This window comes from Xenophilus sp., from assembly GCF_044462705.1.
Classification (GTDB): domain Bacteria; phylum Pseudomonadota; class Gammaproteobacteria; order Burkholderiales; family Burkholderiaceae_C; genus Xenophilus; species Xenophilus azovorans.
Genome location: NZ_JBIQNC010000010.1, coordinates 1 through 15,815 on the forward strand (window position 1 = coordinate 1; position 15,815 = coordinate 15,815).

Genomic DNA, 15,815 nt, shown 5'->3' on the forward strand with positions numbered 1-15,815 from the left:
ACCACGAAGATCAGCCCGGTGACGATGGTGACCGACTCGCCCAGGGTGTTGAACCACTCCACGCGCGTGATGCTGGCCAGCAGGTGGCCCAGCTCGCCGATCTTGTTCTCCAGCGCCACCACCACCGCCGCGCCCACCAGCGGGCCCGACAGCGTGCCCAGACCGCCCAGCAGCGTCATCAGGATCACCGAGCCGGAGGAGGACCAGTGCACGTCCGTCAGCGTGGCGAAGCCCAGCACCAGCGTCTTGAGCGAGCCGGCCAGCCCCGACAGCGCGGCCGAGATGACGAAGGCCAGCAGCTTGAAGCGCCCCACGTCGTAGCCCAGCGAAACCGCGCGCGGCTCGTTCTCCTTGATGCCCTTGAGCACCTGCCCGAAGGGCGAGTGGATGGTGCGCACGATCAGCAGGAAGGCCGCCGCCACGATCACCAGCGCCACGTAGTACATGGTCAGGTCGTCCTTCAGGTCCAGCACGCCGAACAGCTTGCCGCGCGGCACCGCCTGCAGGCCGTCCTCGCCGCCGGTGAAGGGCGCCTGCAGCGCGATGAAGAACACCATCTGCGCCAGCGCCAGCGTGATCATGGCGAAGTAGATGCCCTGGCGCCGGATGGCCAGCACGCCGAACAGCCAGCCCAGCAGCGCGCCGGTGGCGGTGCCCAGGACGAGGCCGATCTCGGGCGTGACGCCCCAGACCTTCATCGCATGCCCGGCCATGTAGGCCGAGCCCCCCAGGAAGGCCGCGTGGCCGAAGGACAGCAGCCCGGTGTAGCCCAGCAGCAGGTTGAAGGCGGCGGCGAACAGGGCGAAGCACATCAGCTTCATCATGAACACCGGGTAGGCGCCGACGAAGGGGGCGGCCAGCAGCGCCGCGAACAGCAGGCCGTAGCCGATGAAGGACTTGTTCATGGTGGCGGTCCCGCTCTCACTTTTCCTTGCCGAACAGGCCCGCGGGCCGGATCAGCAGCACGATCACCATGATCACGAACACCACGGTGGAAGACGCCTCGGGGTAGAACACCTTGGTCAGCCCCTCGATCACGCCCAGGCCCAGGCCGGTGAGGATGGCGCCCATGATGGAGCCCATGCCCCCGATCACGACCACGGCGAACACCACGATGATGAGGTTCTGCCCCATCAGCGGCGAGACCTGGATCACCGGCGCGGCCAGCACGCCGGCGAAGGCCGCCAGCGCCACGCCGAAGCCGTAGGTCAGCGTGATCATCAGCGGCACGTTCACGCCGAAGGCCTCCACCAGGCGCGGGTTCTCGGTGCCGGCGCGCAGGTAGGCGCCGATGCGCGTCTTCTCGATCAGGAACCAGGTGACGAAGCACACCACCAGCGAGGCCACCACCACCCACGCGCGGTACTTGGGCAGGATCATGAAGCCGAGGTTGAAGGCGCCCGAGAGCGCGTCGGGCGTGTCGTAGGCCAGGCCCGAGACGCCGTAGGCGGAGCGGAAGATGCCCTCGATCAGCAGCGTCAGGCCCAGCGTCAGCAGCAGCCCGTACAGGTGGTCCAGCTTGTAGATCCAGCGCAGCAGCAGCCGCTCGATCAGGATGCCGAACGCGCCCACCACCACCGGCGCCACCAGCAGCATCACCCAGTAGTTGACGCCCAGGTAGTTCATCGCCATCCACGTGAGCACGGCGCCCATCATGAACAGGGCACCGTGCGCGAAGTTGATGACGTTCAGCAGCCCGAAGATCACCGCCAGCCCCAGGCTGAGCATCGCGTAGAAGGAGCCGTTGACCAGCCCCAGGAGGAGCTGGCTCAGCAGAGCGGGGAGCGAGACGGACATGGATCGGCTGGGCGGCGGACGTTGGGTTGCTCAGTCAGGGCAGCGGCGAGGCGTCGCTCACTTCCACAGGGCGCACTTGGACTCGGCCTTGGTGGTGAACACCTGGTCGCCGGGCAGCTTGGCCACCACCTTGTAGTAGTCCCAGGGCTGCTTGGACTCGGCGGGCGACTTCACCTGCATCAGGTACATGTCGTGCACCATGCGCCCGTCGGCGCGGATGAAGCCCTTGGCGTAGAAGTCGTCGATCTTCATGCTCTTGAGCTGCGCCATCACCTTGTCGGCGTCGGTGGTCTTGGCCGCCTCCACCGCCTTCAGGTAGGTCATGGTGGCCGAGTAGTCGGCCGCCTGCAGGTCGGTGGGCATGCGCTGGGTCTTGTCGAAGAACTTCTTGCCGAAGGCGCGCGTCTTGTCGTCGAGGTTCCAGTCCCAGCTGGTGGTCAGCAGCAGGCCCTCGGTGTTCTTCAGGCCCAGGCTGTGGATGTCCGACACGAAGACCAGCAGCCCGGCGAGCTTCATGGTCTTGTTGATGCCGAATTCCTTGGCCGCCTTGATCGCGTTGATGGTGTCGCCGCCCGCGTTGGCCAGGCCCAGGATCTGCGCCTTGGAGTTCTGCGCCTGCAGCAGGAAGGAGGAGAAGTCGGACGCGTTCAGCGGGTGCCGGACGCTGCCCACCACGGTGCCGCCCTTGTCCTTGACGACCTTGCTGGTGTCGGCCTCCAGCGCGTGGCCGAAGGCATAGTCGGCCGTCAGGAAGTACCAGCTCTTGCCGCCCTGGTCGACCACCGCGCCGCCCGTGCCCTTGGCCAGCGCCACGGTGTCGTAGGCGTAGTGCACCGTGTAGGGGCTGCACTGCTCGTTGGTCAGCGCCGAGGTGCCGGCGCCGTTGACGATGAAGACGCGCTTCTTCTCCTGCGCCACCTTGGCCATCGCCAGGCCGGTGCTGGAGGTGGTGCCGCCGAAGAGCATCGTCAGGTTCTGCGTGTCGATCCACTCGCGCGCCTTGGAGGCGGCGATGTCCGCCTTGTTCTGGTGGTCGGCGGTGAGCAGCTCGATCGGCATGCCCAGCACCTTGCCGCCGAAGTCGTCGATGGCCATCTGGATGGCCGTGGCGCCCCCCTTGCCCTCGACGTCGGAGTACAGGCTCGACATGTCGGTGATGAAGCCGATGCGGACCTTGTCCTGCGCCTGCGCGGCGCCGGCCGCCAGGGCCAGCCCGCAGGCCAGCGCGATCGGGGTGATCCAGTGCTTTTTCATGGTGTTCTCCGGAACTCTCGGGACAGGGGGTTTCAGGCGCTCACTTCCAGAGCTTGCAGGTGCTCTCTTCCTTGGTCGTGTAGACCTGGTCGCCGGGCACCTTCTTGACGATCTTCAGCAGGTCCCAGGGGCCCTTCGATTCGGACGGTGCCTTCACCTGCGCCAGCAGCATGTCGTGCACCATCCGGCCGTCGGGGCGGATCACGCCCTTGGCATAGAAGTCGTCGATCGGCGTCTTCTTCATGTACGCCATCACCTTGTCGGCGTCGGTGGTCTTGACCGCCTCCACCGCCTTCAGGTACGCCATGGTGGCCGAGTAGTCGGCCGCCTGGATGTCGGTCGGCTTGTTCTTGGTCTTGGCCTCGTAGCGGGCCGCCCATTTGCGCGATGCGTCGTCGCTGTCCCAGTACCAGCTCGTGGTGTGCAGCAGGCCCTGCGTGGCGGCCAGGCCCAGGCTCTTGACGTCGGTGAGGAACACCAGCAGGCCGGCGACCTTCATCGACTTGTCGATGCCGAACTCCTTGGCGGCCTTCATGGAGTTGACGAAGTCGCCGCCCGCATTGGCCAGCCCCAGCACCTGCGCCTTCGAGTTCTGCGCCTGCAGCAGGAAAGAGGAGAAGTCCGATGCGTTCAGCGGCGCCCTGACGCCGCCGACCACCGTGCCGCCCTTGGCCTTGACCACCTTGGCGGTGTCGGCCTCCAGGGCGTGGCCGAAGGCGTAGTCCGCGGTCAGGAAGAACCAGCTCTTGCCGCCGGTGTCGACCACCGCGCCGCCGGTGCTCTTGGCCAGCGCGACGGTGTCGTAGGCGTAGTGGATGGTGTAGGGGCTGCACGCGGCGTTGGTCAGCGCCGAGGTGGCCGCGCCGTTGGTGATGAACACGCGCTTCTTCTCTTCCGCGACCTTGGCCGTGGCCAGCGCGACGCCGGAGTTGGTGCCCGCGAAGATCAGCGTGGCGCCGGCCGTGTCGATCCATTCGCGCGCCTTGGCGGCGGCGATGTCGGGCTTGTTCTGGTGGTCGACCGCCAGGATCTCGACCGGCTGTCCCAGCACCTTGCCGCCCATGTCGTCGATGGCCATCTGGATCGCCGCCTGGCCGCCCTTGCCTTCCAGGTCCGCGTACAGGCCGGAGAGATCGCTGATGTAGCCGATCACCACCTTCTCCTGCGCCACGGCGGCGTGACTCGCCAGACCGGCCACGCCCAGCGCGACCGCCATCAGCTTGAGGTTGGATTTCATGGGTTCTCCTTGGGTTGAAACGGACGTGCGAACGAACAGGGTGAAGGCAGCGCGAGACACGAACCCGGGCGCCTGCTCACACGCCCAGCAGTTCGTTGAGGACGGGCATCTTGGCCTGCAGCTCGGCCGCGCCGAAGCGCTCGACGATGCGGCCGTGCTCCATGACGTAGAAGCGGTCGGCCAGCGGCGCGGCGAAGCGGAAGTTCTGCTCCACCATCACGATCGTGTAGCCCTTGGCCCGCAGCGTGGTGATCATGCGCGCCAGCGCCTGCACGATCACCGGCGCCAGGCCCTCGGAGATCTCGTCCAGCAGCAGCAGGCGCGCGCCGGTGCGCAGGATGCGCGCCACCGCCAGCATCTGCTGCTCGCCGCCCGACAGCCGCGTGCCCTGGCTGGCGCGACGCTCGGCCAGGTTGGGGAACATCGCGTAGATCTCCTGGACCGACATGCCCGGCTCGCTGCCCTTCAGCGGCGGCGGCAGCAGCAGGTTCTCCTCGGCCGACAGGCTGGCGAAGATGCCGCGCTCCTCCGGGCAGTAGCCGATGCCGTAGTGCGCGATCTTGTAGGTGGGCAGGCCGATGGTCTCGTGGCCGTTGACCCGGATGCTGCCCTTGCGCGTGCCCGTCAGCCCCATGATGGCGCGCAGCGTGGTGGTGCGCCCGGCCCCGTTGCGCCCCAGCAGCGTGACCACCTCGCCCGGCTGCACCACCATGTCCACGCCGTGCAGCACGTGCGATTCGCCGTACCAGGCCTGCAGGTCCTTGATTTCCAGTGCCGGACTTGCCATGTCAGTGGGCCCCCTGGAGCTGGCCATCGGTCGTGCCCATGTAGGCTTCCATCACCTGCGGGTTCTTCGACACCTCGCCGTACGGCCCCTCGGCCAGCACGGCGCCGCGCTGCAGCACGGTGATCACGTCGGCGATGGTGGAGACCACGCTCATGTTGTGCTCCACCATCAGGATGGTGCGCCCGGCCGACACGCGCTTGATCAGCTCGGCCACGCGGTGCACGTCCTCGTGGCCCATGCCCTGGGTGGGCTCGTCCAGCAGCATCAGCTCGGGCTCCATCGCCAGCGTGGTGGCGATCTCCAGCGCGCGCTTGCGGCCGTAGGGCAGGTTCACGGTCAGCTCGTCGGCCAGGTCCTGAAGGCCCACCTCGGCCAGCAGCTCGCGGGCACGGGTGTTCAGCGGCAGCAGGCTCTTCTCGCTCTTCCAGAAGTGGAAGCTCGTGCCCAGCGCGCGCTGCAGGCCCAGGCGCACGTTCTCCAGCACCGTCAGGTGCGGGAACACGGCCGAGATCTGGAAGGAGCGGATGATGCCGCGCCGGGCGATCTGCGCCGGGCGCTCGCCGGTGATGTCCACGCCGTTGAAGAGGATGGTGCCGGAGGTCGGCTCCAGGAACTTCGTCAGCAGGTTGAAGCAGGTGGTCTTGCCCGCGCCGTTCGGGCCGATCAGTGCATGGATGGAGCCGCGCCGCACCTTCAGGTCGACCTGGCTGACCGCGGTGAATCCCTTGAATTCCTTCGTGAGTTGGCGCGTCTCGAGAATGATGTCGCTCATTTCGCTCCGGCGCCCGGGTGCTGGCGGGAAAGGTCGGTCATGCGGTCCGCTGGTGTGCGTTGCTGAAGGAAGCGCTTCGGGGTGGTGAAGCGAATCCATTCATTGTTGGCACGTCCCCTGGCATTGCGTACTGGGGCAAATGCGGATGCTGCGGTGCAATGCGCCGGCAGGCGGGAAGCACCAAGAAAAAGGCCCGCATCGCGGGCCTGGAAGAACATGCCGTGCAGCCGTGCCGCTAGTGCGCGCCCGCTGCCGCATCGGCGCCCGCGCCGCCGCGCACCGGCCGCGCCAGCCAGATCACCGGCACCAGCAGCAGGAACAGCAGCGCCGAGCCGTAGAACAGATCGGCGGTGGCGAGCATGAAGGCCTGCTGGTCCACCAGCCGGTTGATCTGCGCCAGCACCTGCTCGGGACTGAAGCCGGCGCCGGCCAGTACGCCCATGGTGTGGCTGGCCGCATGGCTGCCCTGGTTCACCGCCTCGGCCAGCTGCACGTGGTGCAGCGTCGCGCGATCCTCCCACAGCGTGGTGGCGATGGAGGTGCCCATCGCGCCGGCGGTGATGCGCGCGAAGTTCGACAGGCCCGAGGCCGCGGGGATGCGGTCGGGCGTGAGGCCCGAGAGCGTGATCGTCACCAGCGGGATGAAGAAGAAGGCCATCGCGACGCCCTGGATCAGCGTCGGGATCATGATGGTGGTGAAGTCGGTCTGCGTGTTGAAGCGCGAGCGCATCCACAGGATCAGCGCGAACACCACGAAGGACAGCGTGGCGTAGCGCCGCGGATCGACCTTGCCGACGGTGAGGCCGACCATGGGCGAGAGCACGATCGCCAGCAGCCCCACCGGCGCCAGCACCATGCCGGCCTGGGTGGCGGTGTAGCCCATGAACTGCTGCAGCCACAGCGGCAGGATCACCACGTTGCCGAAGAACAGGCCGTAGCCCACCGCCGTGGCCAGCGTGCCCGACCAGAAGTTGCGGCGCCTGAACAGCGACAGGTCCACCACCGGATGCTTCTCGGTCAGCTCCCACACCAGGAAGAAGGCGAAGCCCACCACCGCCACCACGGCCAGCGTGATGATCTGCGCCGAGTGAAACCAGTCCAGCTCCTTGCCCTTGTCGAGCATGAGCTGCAGCGAGCCCACCCACAGCACCAGCAGCGCCAGGCCGATGGTGTCGATGGGCACCTTGCGCGTGGGGCTCTCGCGCTTGCGGTAGATGCCCAGCGTGAGGCCGGCGGCCATCAGCCCGACCGGGATGTTGATGTAGAAGATCCAGGGCCAGGAGATGTTGTCGGTGATCCACCCGCCCAGCAGCGGCCCCATCACCGGCGCGACGAGCGTGGTCATCGACCACATGGCCATCGCCAGCCCGGCCTTGGCGCGCGGGTAGCTCGACAGCAGCAGCGTCTGCGACAGCGGGATCATCGGCCCGGCGACGAAGCCCTGCAGCGCGCGGAAGGCGATCAGCATCGTCATGTTGGGCGCCAGCCCGCACAGCCAGGAGCTGATGACGAACAGGATGATGCTGGCCATGAACAGGCGCACCTGGCCGATGCGCTGCGTCAGGAAGCCGGTGAGCGGCACGGCGATGGCGTTGGCCACGCCGAAGCTGGTGATGACCCAGGTGCCCTGCGTCGGGCTCACGCCCAGGTCGCCGGAGATGGCGGGCAGCGACACGTTCGCGATCGACGAGTCGAGCACGTTCATGAAGGTCGCGGCCGACAGCGCGAGGGTGCCCCACACCCGCGCCGCGCCTTCGAGCGGCGCCGGCGGGACGTAGGGTGTCGATGGACTGGACATGCAGCAGCGCCGTTCAGGCCGCCTTGCCGCCCAGCGCCAGGTGGGCGCCGTTGTGCACCGGCGCCGGGCCGTGCGGCTCGCGCTTCGCGGCCGGCTGCACCTCGCGGCCCAGGTTGGCCTCGATGATGCGGCGCACCTCGGCCTCGGCGCCCTTGTCGAGCGCGCTGTAGACCTGGGTCTGCGCCACCGGCTCGCGGCGCGGCGCCTCGGCCAGCATGCGGCCGCCGCGCTCGCGCACGTCGACCTCGGCGTCCATCGACAGGCCCACGCGCAGCGGATTGGCCTTGACCTGCTCGGCGTCCAGCGAGATGCGCACCGGCACGCGCTGCACCACCTTGATCCAGTTGCCGGTGGCGTTCTGCGCCGGCAGCAGCGCGAAGGCGGCGCCGGTGCCGATGCCCAGGCCCTCGACCTTGCCGTCGTACTCCACCTTCTTGCCGTACAGGTCGGCGGTGAGCTTCACCGGCTGGCCGATGCGGATGTTGCGCAGCTGCACTTCCTTGAAGTTGGCGTCGACCCAGACCTGGCCCAGCGGCACCACCGACATCAGCGGCGTGCCGGGACTCACGCGCTGGCCGAGCTGCACGGTGCGGCGGGCGACGTAGCCGTCCACCGGCGCCGGCATGGCCACGCGCTGGGTGGCGAGGTACGCCTCGCGCAGCCTGGCGGCGGCGGCCTGCACGCTCGGGTGCTCTTCCACGCGGGTGCCGTCGGTCAGCGAACGGTTGCTCGCCAGGCTCTCGCGCGCGGCCACCACGCCGGCCTGCGCCGCGGCCACCGCGCTGCGGGCATTGGCCACGGCGGTCTCGGCGTGGTTCAGCTCTTCCTTCGACACGGCGCCGTTGCCCGAGAGCGCCTTGCGGCGCTGCAGGTCGTCCTGCGCGCGCGCCAGCTCGCTCCGGGCCTTGACCACGTCGGCCTCGCGCAGTTGCACCTGCGCGGCCAGCGAACCGTTGTTGGCGTAGAGCGTGCGCGCCTGGCGCACGGCCTGGCCCAGCGCCGCCTCGGCCTGCTCCAGCGCCACGCGGGCGTCGGCCGGGTCGAGCTGCACCAGCGTCTGGCCGGCCTTCACGAAGTCGGTGTCGTCGGCGCCGATGGCCATCACGGTGCCGGCGATCTGCGGCGTGATCTGGATGACGTTGCCCTGCACGTAGGCGTTGTCGGTGCCCTCGTAGTGGCTGGCCACCAGCCATTCGTAGGCGGCCCAGCCGGCGCCGGCCAGCACGACGATCGCCGCCAGGGTGCCCAGCGCGCGGCGGCGCTTGCCGTTGCCGGCCGCTTCGGGGACCGACGGGCCGGCCTGCGCGGCCGGGGTGGAGGTGTTGTTCTCGCTCATGGTGTGGTTCTCGCGCGCGATGCGGCGTTTCTGCTGAGTCAGTGAGAGGAGGTGGTGGCGGTGGCGGCCGCCTGCCGGTCGCCGGCTTCGCCCTGCCAGCCGCCGCCCAGCGCGCGCGCCAGCGCGACCTGGGTGTCCAGCGCACGCGCGGCCAGGTCGACCGCCTGGCGGCGCTGGGCCAGCACGGCGGTCTCGGCCGCCAGCACGTTCAGGTAGTTGCCCAGGCCGGCGCCGTAGCGCTGCACGGCGATCTCGTAGGCGCCCTCGGCGGCGGTCTGCGCCTGGCGCTGCTGCACCTGCTGGCGGGCGATGGACCGGATGCTGCTGACCTGGTCCGCCACGTCGCGCACCGCGTCGAACACGGCGGCGTTGTAGCTTTCGATGGCGGCATCGCGGTCGGCGGCCTTGGCGCGCAGGTTGGCGCGCAGGCGGCCGCCTTCGAAGATCGGCAGGCTGACGGCCGGGCCCACGCCCCACTGCGCGCTGCCCGACTTGAGCAGGTTGTCCAGCCCCAGCGACTGCAGGCCGACGAAGGCGGTGAGGTTGACGTTCGGGTAGAACTGCTTGCGCGCGTAGTCGACGTCGTGCGTGGCCGCCTCGGCACGCCAGCGCGCGGCCGCGATGTCGGCGCGGCGGCCCAGCAGGTCGGCCGGCAGCACCGGCTGCAGCGGGATCGGCTGCAGCGCCGCCAGCGCCGGCGCCGTCATCGATTCGGCCAGGGCCGGGCGGGCCGCCAGCGCGTCGATGGCGTGCTGCGCGATGGCGATCTGCTCGTCCAGCGCCTCGATCTGCTGGCGCGCCTCGGGCAGGCCGCCCTCGCTCTGGCGCAGCTCCAGCCGCGTGTCCAGGCCGGCCGAGACGCGGTCGCGCACCAGGCGCAGGGTCTCCTCGCGCTGGGCCAGCGTGCGCTCGGCCACGGCGCGCTGCGCCACCAGCCGCGCCCACTGCAGGTAGCTGCGCGCCACGTTGCTGGCCAGCAGCACCTGCGCGGCCTCGGCGTCGGCCTGCGCGGCGCGGGCGTTGCCCACGGCGGCCTCGATGGCGGCACGGTTCTTGCCGAAGAAGTCCAGCTCCCAGCTCGCCCCGAGCTGCAGCAGCCCGGTGTTCTGGATCGAGCCGCCGAGCGGGTCGGGATAGATGTAGTTCTCGGAGTACAGCGAGCGGTTGACCTGCAGGTCGCCCTTGACCTGCGGCAGCTCGGCCGCGCGCGTGGCGCTCACCGCGGCCCGGGCCTTCTCCAGCCGCGCGCGCGCCACCTGCAGGTTGGGGTTGCCCTGCAGCGCCTGCTCGATGAGGCGGTCGAGCTGCGGGTCGCCGAAGGCGCGCCACCACTGCCGGTCGACGGCGGCGACGGGCGCTGCGTCGACGGCCGGCAGGCCGGCCTCGGTGGCACCGACGGATGGCGCCGGCGCGCCGACGCGGCCCATGTCGGCACAGCCGGCGAGCGCGACCAGCGCGGCGGCGGCAACGGCCAGGACGCGGCGCGGCAGCGGCGCGGCGCCCTCAGGAAGAAGCGGGGTCATTGCGGGGGTCCTTGCGGGCGGCACAGGCCGTCGTCGCGTTGTCGAGGATGCGGCGCAGGTAGCTCTTGAGCTGCTGCCACTCCTCCTGGCTGAAGCCGGAGAGGAATTCGTTCTGCACCCGGCACAGCACGTGCGGCACGCGCTGGGCGTGGGCAGCGCCCTCCTCGGTCAGTTCGATGTGCACGACCCGGCGGTCGGCGACGGAGCGCACCCGGCGCACCAGTCCCTTGGCCTCCAGCCGGTCGAGCAGGCGCGTCATGGCGCCGGTGTCGAGTTCGCACACGCGCGCCAGTTCGGCCACGGTGGTCGCGGGGCCGGTGTGCATGTGCAGCTTGTGCAGCGGGATCCACTGCGGGTAGGTCGGCCCGCCGGGCTCCACCAGTTCGGCCTCCACCGACTGGCTGACGGCGGTGATGATGCGCCGCATCATCAGGCCGATGCTCTCGTCGGCGGAATAGTTGTCGGGCCGGTAGAAGCCGCCGTCGCCGGACGCGCCGGCGGGCGGGGCAGACGGGCAGTCGTCGGAATCCATGGAACGGGATGATATTTGCCGTGGCAGTAATTGTCAAGGCTGAGTTTGAGCAGACAACGGATCGGTAGAATCCGGCCCCTATGTCCAGCCCCACGCCCGCCAAGGGATCGCCGCGCTCGCTGTCCGGGCTGGCGCCCTTTCTCCGGCCCTACCGCCTCCAGATCGCGCTGGCGGGCCTGTTCCTGGTGATGGCGGCGGTGACGACGCTGCTGTTCCCCGTGGCGCTGGGCGGCCTGATCGACAACGGCCTGGTGCCGGCCGACCGCGGCCAGCAGATGCTGGCGCTGCGCCACCACTTCTTCGAGCTGTTCGGCGTGGCGGTGGCGCTCGGCCTGTTCTCGGCCGCGCGCTTCTACACGGTGAGCTGGCTGGGCGAGCGCATCACGGCCGACCTGCGCAACGCCGTCTACGGCCACGTGCTGCGCCAGAGCCCGCAGTTCTTCGAGACCACGCAGACCGGCGAGGTGCTGTCGCGCCTGACGGCCGACACCACGCTGGTGCAGACGGTGGTGGGCTCCTCGCTGAGCATGGGGCTGCGCAACGCCGTGATGGGCGTCGGCGCGCTGGTGATGCTGGTGTGGACCAACCCGTACGTGATGGCCCAGGTGCTGCTGATCCTGGTGCTGGTGGTGGTGCCCAGCATGGTGTTCGGCCGCCGGGTGCGCAAGCTCTCGCGCGCCAGCCAGGACCGCGTGGCCGACGCCAGCGCGATCGCCGCCGAGGTGCTCAACGCGATCCCGGTGGTGCAGAGCTACACGGCCGAGTCGCGCGAGTCCGCCCGCTTCTCGGCCTCGACGCAGGACGCCTTCCGCACCGCCGTGCGGCGCACCAAGGCGCGCGCGGTGCTGGTGGCCTTCATCATCATCGCCACCTCGGCCGCGCTGCTGTGGGGCCTGTACGCCGGAACGCAGGCGGTGCTGCGCGGCGACATCACGGCGGGCCACCTGGGGCAGACGGTGGTGTACGTGATCATCCTGGCCAGCGCCTTCGCGGTGCTGGGCGAGGTCTATGGCGACCTGCTGCGCGCCGCCGGCGCCACCGAGCGGCTGATGGAGCTGCTGCACGCGCGCTCGGCCATCGAGTCGCCCGCCGCCCCCGCCGCGTTGCCGGCGCCCGCGGCCGGCAGCGCCGCGGCCTTCGAGGCGGTGCGCTTCCACTACCCCTCGCGCCCGGCCACGCCGGCGCTGGCCGACTTCAGCCTGGCCGTGGCGCCCGGCGAGACGGTGGCGCTGGTGGGCGAGAGCGGCGCCGGCAAGAGCACCGTGTTCCAGTTATTGCTGCGCTACTACGACCCGCAGGCCGGGCGCATCGCGCTGGACGGCACCGACCTGCCCTCGGTGGCGCTGGCCGATCTGCGCAGCCGCATCGCGCTGGTGCCGCAGGAGCCGGTGATCTTCTCGGCCAGCGCGCTGGAGAACATCCGCTACGGCCGCCCCGGCGCCAGCGACGAGGAGGTGCGCGCCGCCGCCCGCGCCGCCCATGCGGACGGCTTCCTCGCGGCGCTGCCCGAGGGCTACGACACCTTCCTGGGCGAGCGCGGCGTGCGCCTGTCGGGCGGGCAGCGCCAGCGCATCGCCATCGCGCGCGCCATGCTCAAGAACGCGCCGCTGCTGCTGCTGGACGAGGCCACCAGCGCGCTGGACGCGGAAAGCGAGCGCATGGTGCAGGCCGCGCTGGAATCCGCCATGCAGGGCCGCACGACGCTGGTGATCGCCCACCGCCTGGCCACGGTGCAGCAGGCCGACCGCATCGTCGTGCTGGAGCACGGGCGCATCGTCGAGCAGGGCACGCACGCCGAGCTGGTGGCGCGCGGCGGGGTGTACGCGAAGCTGGCGGCGCTGCAGTTCACCGCATGAGGCCGCGCCGCAGGCCCGGGCTTACTGCAGGGTGTCCTTGAGCGCCGCCGGGATCGGCAGCGGCATGACGGCGATGCCCTCCTCCAGCAGCGCCTCGGTCTGCTCGCGGGTGGCCTGGCCGCGGATGCCGCGCTCCTCGGCCTCGCCGTAGTGCATGCGGCGCGCTTCCTCGGCGAAGCGCTCGCCCACGTCCTCGGTCCTGGCCAGCACCTCGCGCACGGCGCGCATCCAGCGCCCTTCCGGCGTGTCGGCCGCGGGGCCTGCCACCACGGGCTGCGTCGCGGCGCTGCTCTCGCGGCCGGCGCCCAGGTTCAGGCGCGGCGCGCTCAGGCCCTTGACGATGGCGGTGTCGCCGCACATCGGGCATTCGACGAGGCCGCGGCCCAGTTGCTGTTCGAAATCCTGGTCGGAGCCGAACCAGCCTTCGAAGGCATGGCCGTGGGCGCAGCGCAGGTTCAGGACTTTCATGGCCCCCGATTATCGGCAGCCTCCGGCGGCGGCGCCGGCTGCCAGTCCAGCGGCCATGCGCCCGAGAGGACGTTCTGCAGCCAGAGCGCGCAGCTCAGCGTCTTGGCGTCGGTCACGCGGCCGTCGCGGCACCAGGCGAGCAGTTCTTCGGGCCGCGCCGCGAAGACGTCGAGGAACTCGCCCTGGTCGAGCTGGCGCGCGCCCGCCTCCAGGCCGCGGGCGAAGTAGACGTGGATGATCTCGGTCGAGTAGGCCACCGCCAGGTGCATGGCGCCGGCGAGCGCCCATTCGCGCGCGCGATAGCCCGTTTCCTCGATCAGCTCGCGCTGTCCGCAGATCAGCGGGTCCTCGCCCGGATCGAGCTTGCCGGCCGGGAACTCGATCATCACCTGCTCCACCGGGTAGCGATACTGGCGCTCCAGCACGACGCGGCCGTCGTCCAGCAGCGGAACGACCACCACCGCGCCCGGGTGGATGACGTACTCGCGCGTGGCGCTGCGGCCGTCCGGCAGGCGCACGGTGTCGCGCCGCGCGTTCAGGAAGCGCCCTTCGAACAGCAATTCGGAGCCGGTGCGTTCTTCCTTGAGGTGCAGGTCGGTCATGAGGTCAGCCCTTGCGGTGCTTGAGAAGGTAGCGCCAGGTGAAGCCGGGAAAGGCCAGCACCAGGAACAGCGCCGCCGTCACCGCATAGAACTCCCAGCCCTGCGGCGCGATCTGCCCGAGCCGCTGCTCGAACAGCAGGCCGATGCCGCCGACCGCGAAGTACAGCAGCACCAGCTCGGCCAGGCGCACGGCGAGGTTCTTGCGCTTCGCGCCGCCCGGCAACGGCAGCACTGCGAGCAGGCGCTCGTTGACGAAGGGCAGGTTGGCGGCCAGCAGGGCGACCAGCAGCACCAGCCAGACCGAGGCGCTCTGCGACAGGCCGCCCATCAGCGCGGGGGAAGGCAAGTGCAGGCCGGCATCAGCCGGCCAGGGTGGCCACGATGGCCTGCGCGCACAGTGCCATCAGGCCGCCGGGCAGGATGCCCAGCACCAGGATGAGGGCGCCGTTGAGCGTGAGCACGGCGCGCACGTCGCGCGGGGCGGCGACCGTGGTGGCCGTGAGCGGCTCGTCGAAGTACATGACCTTCACCACGCGCAGGTAGTAGAAGGCGCCGATCAGCGAGGTGATCACCGCGAACACGGCCAGCGCGATGTACAGCGCCTGGCCCGTGGCCACCAGCGCCTGCAGCACGACCAGCTTGGCGTAGAAGCCCACCATCGGCGGGATGCCCGCTAGCGAGAACATCGCGATGGCCATCACGGCGGCGTACAGCGGGCTGCGCTGGTTCAGGCCGGCCAGGTCGGCGATCTCGTCGCTCTCGAAGCCGCCGCGCGCCAGCAGCAGGATGATGCCGAAGCTCACCAGCGTGGTCATCACGTAGGTCACGATGTAGAACATCGACGCGCTGTAGGCGAACTGGGCGTTGTAGCTGTTGCCGTTGACCACGCCCGCCACCATGCCCAGCAGCATGAAGCCCGTGTGCGCGATGGTCGAATAGGCCAGCATGCGCTTGAGGTTGGTCTGCGCGATGGCGGCCAGGTTGCCCACCAGCAGCGAGGCGATGGCCAGCAGCGCCAGCATCTGCTGCCAATCGAAGGCCAGCGGCAGCAGGCCTTCCACCAGCAGGCGGATGAGGATGGCGAAGGCCGCCAGTTCGGGCGCCGAGCCGATCAGCAGCGTGACCGCGGTGGGCGCGCCGTGGTAGACGTCGGGCAGCCACATGTGGAAGGGCACCGCCCCCAGCTTGAAGGCCAGGCCGGCGACGATGAACACCAGCCCGAAGACCAGCACCTGGTGGTTCACCTGGCGGCTGGCGATGGCCTTGAACACCTCGTTGACGTCCAGCGAGCCGGTGGCGCCGTACATCATCGACAGGCCGTACAGCAGGAAGCCGCTGGCCATCGCGCCCAGCACGAAGTACTTCATCGCCGCCTCGCTGGCCACCGCGTGGTCGCGCCGCAGCGCCACCAGGGCGTAGCTGGAGAGCGTGAGCAGCTCCAGGCCCAGGTAGATCAGCAGGAAGTTGCTGCCCGAGATCATCACGAACATGCCCAGCAGCGCCAGCATGCTCAGGGTGAACAGTTCGCCGCCGCGCAACATGTCGCGGTCGCCGGCGTAGGGGCGGCCGTAGACCAGGGCCGCCATCAGCACCACCGAAGAGAAGCACTTGAGCCAGTTGCCCATCGGGTCGCTGACCACCATGCCGCCGAAGCCGTAGATCGTCTGGCCATTGGCCGCCTGCATGCCGGCGAGCACCGCCACCACGGCCAGCGTCAGCAGCGTGAGCACGTAGGTCGCCGTGCGGCGCGCGCTGACCACCGACAGGTCGGCCAGCGCGATGATGCAGGCCATCACGAGCAGCACGATCTCGGGGTAGATCGCGATCCAGCTGAGTTTGTCAATCATCTTGTT

General features: G+C 69.9%; 16 protein-coding genes. 1 reads left to right on the top strand and 15 read right to left on the bottom strand.

Features of this window, described 5'->3' with window-relative positions:
* The 11 genes from ACIY1X_RS03535 to ACIY1X_RS03585 form a co-directional block, all read right to left on the bottom strand.
* Positions 1 to 905 (bottom strand): branched-chain amino acid ABC transporter permease (locus tag ACIY1X_RS03535; protein WP_399678040.1); only part of this gene is annotated, 905 nt, incomplete at its 3' end.
* Positions 906 to 921: 16 nt separating this feature from the next.
* Positions 922 to 1,797: a branched-chain amino acid ABC transporter permease gene (locus ACIY1X_RS03540; RefSeq protein ID WP_399678041.1), complete on the bottom strand. Its 876-nt coding sequence runs from the start codon at positions 1,795 to 1,797 to the stop codon at positions 922 to 924.
* A gap of 57 nt (positions 1,798 to 1,854) precedes the next feature.
* Positions 1,855 to 3,051, bottom strand: a complete 1,197-nt coding sequence (locus ACIY1X_RS03545; protein ID WP_038208636.1) for an ABC transporter substrate-binding protein — start codon at positions 3,049 to 3,051, stop codon at positions 1,855 to 1,857.
* A gap of 40 nt (positions 3,052 to 3,091) precedes the next feature.
* The gene (locus tag ACIY1X_RS03550) at positions 3,092 to 4,288 is read right to left on the bottom strand and encodes an ABC transporter substrate-binding protein (RefSeq protein ID WP_038208639.1); all 1,197 of its coding nucleotides are present in this window, start codon (positions 4,286 to 4,288) and stop codon (positions 3,092 to 3,094) included.
* A 76-nt stretch (positions 4,289 to 4,364) separates the two neighbouring features.
* The gene (locus ACIY1X_RS03555) at positions 4,365 to 5,075 is read right to left on the bottom strand and encodes an ABC transporter ATP-binding protein (RefSeq protein WP_038208642.1); all 711 of its coding nucleotides are present in this window, start codon (positions 5,073 to 5,075) and stop codon (positions 4,365 to 4,367) included.
* 1 nt (position 5,076) lies between these two features.
* Positions 5,077 to 5,847, bottom strand: coding sequence for an ABC transporter ATP-binding protein (locus tag ACIY1X_RS03560; protein ID WP_038208645.1), 771 nt, complete (start codon positions 5,845 to 5,847; stop codon positions 5,077 to 5,079).
* Positions 5,844 to 6,065, bottom strand: coding sequence for a hypothetical protein (locus ACIY1X_RS03565; RefSeq protein WP_399678044.1), 222 nt, complete (start codon positions 6,063 to 6,065; stop codon positions 5,844 to 5,846). The genes ACIY1X_RS03560 and ACIY1X_RS03565 overlap by 4 nt, the downstream gene beginning before the upstream one ends.
* Before the next feature lie 17 nt (positions 6,066 to 6,082).
* A complete protein-coding gene (locus ACIY1X_RS03570; protein WP_399678046.1) occupies positions 6,083 to 7,645 on the bottom strand; it encodes a DHA2 family efflux MFS transporter permease subunit in 1,563 nt (520 codons plus the stop codon).
* Between the two features lie 13 nt (positions 7,646 to 7,658).
* Positions 7,659 to 8,981: an efflux RND transporter periplasmic adaptor subunit gene (locus ACIY1X_RS03575; protein ID WP_399678048.1), complete on the bottom strand. Its 1,323-nt coding sequence runs from the start codon at positions 8,979 to 8,981 to the stop codon at positions 7,659 to 7,661.
* 38 nt (positions 8,982 to 9,019) lie between these two features.
* A complete protein-coding gene (locus ACIY1X_RS03580; RefSeq protein ID WP_399678050.1) occupies positions 9,020 to 10,504 on the bottom strand; it encodes an efflux transporter outer membrane subunit in 1,485 nt (494 codons plus the stop codon).
* Positions 10,485 to 11,036: a MarR family winged helix-turn-helix transcriptional regulator gene (locus ACIY1X_RS03585; protein WP_399678052.1), complete on the bottom strand. Its 552-nt coding sequence runs from the start codon at positions 11,034 to 11,036 to the stop codon at positions 10,485 to 10,487. Before ACIY1X_RS03585 ends, ACIY1X_RS03580 begins: the two co-directional genes overlap by 20 nt.
* A gap of 80 nt (positions 11,037 to 11,116) precedes the next feature.
* Between ACIY1X_RS03585 and ACIY1X_RS03590 the strand changes: the two genes are divergently transcribed.
* On the top strand, positions 11,117 to 12,892 hold the full coding sequence (locus ACIY1X_RS03590; protein WP_399678053.1) for an ABC transporter transmembrane domain-containing protein: 1,776 nt from the start codon (positions 11,117 to 11,119) through the stop codon (positions 12,890 to 12,892).
* A gap of 21 nt (positions 12,893 to 12,913) precedes the next feature.
* Here ACIY1X_RS03590 and ACIY1X_RS03595 read toward each other — a convergent pair whose 3' ends face one another.
* Genes ACIY1X_RS03595 through nuoN form a run of 4 tightly spaced genes read right to left on the bottom strand, consistent with a single transcriptional unit; the run spans position 12,914 to position 15,809 of the window.
* Complete coding sequence (locus ACIY1X_RS03595) at positions 12,914 to 13,360, bottom strand: DUF1178 family protein (protein ID WP_399678055.1); 447 nt, start codon at positions 13,358 to 13,360, stop codon at positions 12,914 to 12,916.
* A complete protein-coding gene (locus ACIY1X_RS03600) occupies positions 13,357 to 13,962 on the bottom strand; it encodes an NUDIX domain-containing protein (protein WP_399678056.1) in 606 nt (201 codons plus the stop codon). Before ACIY1X_RS03600 ends, ACIY1X_RS03595 begins: the two co-directional genes overlap by 4 nt.
* A gap of 4 nt (positions 13,963 to 13,966) precedes the next feature.
* Positions 13,967 to 14,281, bottom strand: coding sequence for a DUF2818 family protein (locus tag ACIY1X_RS03605; protein WP_399678118.1), 315 nt, complete (start codon positions 14,279 to 14,281; stop codon positions 13,967 to 13,969).
* A gap of 40 nt (positions 14,282 to 14,321) precedes the next feature.
* Positions 14,322 to 15,809, bottom strand: a complete 1,488-nt coding sequence (gene nuoN / locus ACIY1X_RS03610; protein ID WP_399678058.1) for an NADH-quinone oxidoreductase subunit NuoN — start codon at positions 15,807 to 15,809, stop codon at positions 14,322 to 14,324.
* Between the last annotated feature and the right edge of the window lie 6 nt (positions 15,810 to 15,815).

Bases quoted from the DNA above. Each gene is read 5' to 3' on its own strand.
- ACIY1X_RS03580 (WP_399678050.1), bottom strand. From the start codon at position 10,504: ATGACCCCGCTTCTTCCTGAGGGCGCCGCGCCGCTGCCGCGCCGCGTC.
- nuoN (WP_399678058.1), bottom strand. From the start codon at position 15,809: ATGATTGACAAACTCAGCTGGATCGCGATCTACCCCGAGATCGTGCTG.
- ACIY1X_RS03585 (WP_399678052.1), bottom strand. From the start codon at position 11,036: ATGGATTCCGACGACTGCCCGTCTGCCCCGCCCGCCGGCGCGTCCGGC.
- ACIY1X_RS03545 (WP_038208636.1), bottom strand. From the start codon at position 3,051: ATGAAAAAGCACTGGATCACCCCGATCGCGCTGGCCTGCGGGCTGGCC.
- ACIY1X_RS03550 (WP_038208639.1), bottom strand. From the start codon at position 4,288: ATGAAATCCAACCTCAAGCTGATGGCGGTCGCGCTGGGCGTGGCCGGT.
- ACIY1X_RS03595 (WP_399678055.1), bottom strand. From the start codon at position 13,360: ATGAAAGTCCTGAACCTGCGCTGCGCCCACGGCCATGCCTTCGAAGGC.
- ACIY1X_RS03540 (WP_399678041.1), bottom strand. From the start codon at position 1,797: ATGTCCGTCTCGCTCCCCGCTCTGCTGAGCCAGCTCCTCCTGGGGCTG.
- ACIY1X_RS03575 (WP_399678048.1), bottom strand. From the start codon at position 8,981: ATGAGCGAGAACAACACCTCCACCCCGGCCGCGCAGGCCGGCCCGTCG.
- ACIY1X_RS03590 (WP_399678053.1), top strand. From the start codon at position 11,117: ATGTCCAGCCCCACGCCCGCCAAGGGATCGCCGCGCTCGCTGTCCGGG.
- ACIY1X_RS03570 (WP_399678046.1), bottom strand. From the start codon at position 7,645: ATGTCCAGTCCATCGACACCCTACGTCCCGCCGGCGCCGCTCGAAGGC.
- ACIY1X_RS03600 (WP_399678056.1), bottom strand. From the start codon at position 13,962: ATGACCGACCTGCACCTCAAGGAAGAACGCACCGGCTCCGAATTGCTG.
- ACIY1X_RS03555 (WP_038208642.1), bottom strand. From the start codon at position 5,075: ATGGCAAGTCCGGCACTGGAAATCAAGGACCTGCAGGCCTGGTACGGC.
- ACIY1X_RS03560 (WP_038208645.1), bottom strand. From the start codon at position 5,847: ATGAGCGACATCATTCTCGAGACGCGCCAACTCACGAAGGAATTCAAG.
- ACIY1X_RS03565 (WP_399678044.1), bottom strand. From the start codon at position 6,065: ATGTTCTTCCAGGCCCGCGATGCGGGCCTTTTTCTTGGTGCTTCCCGC.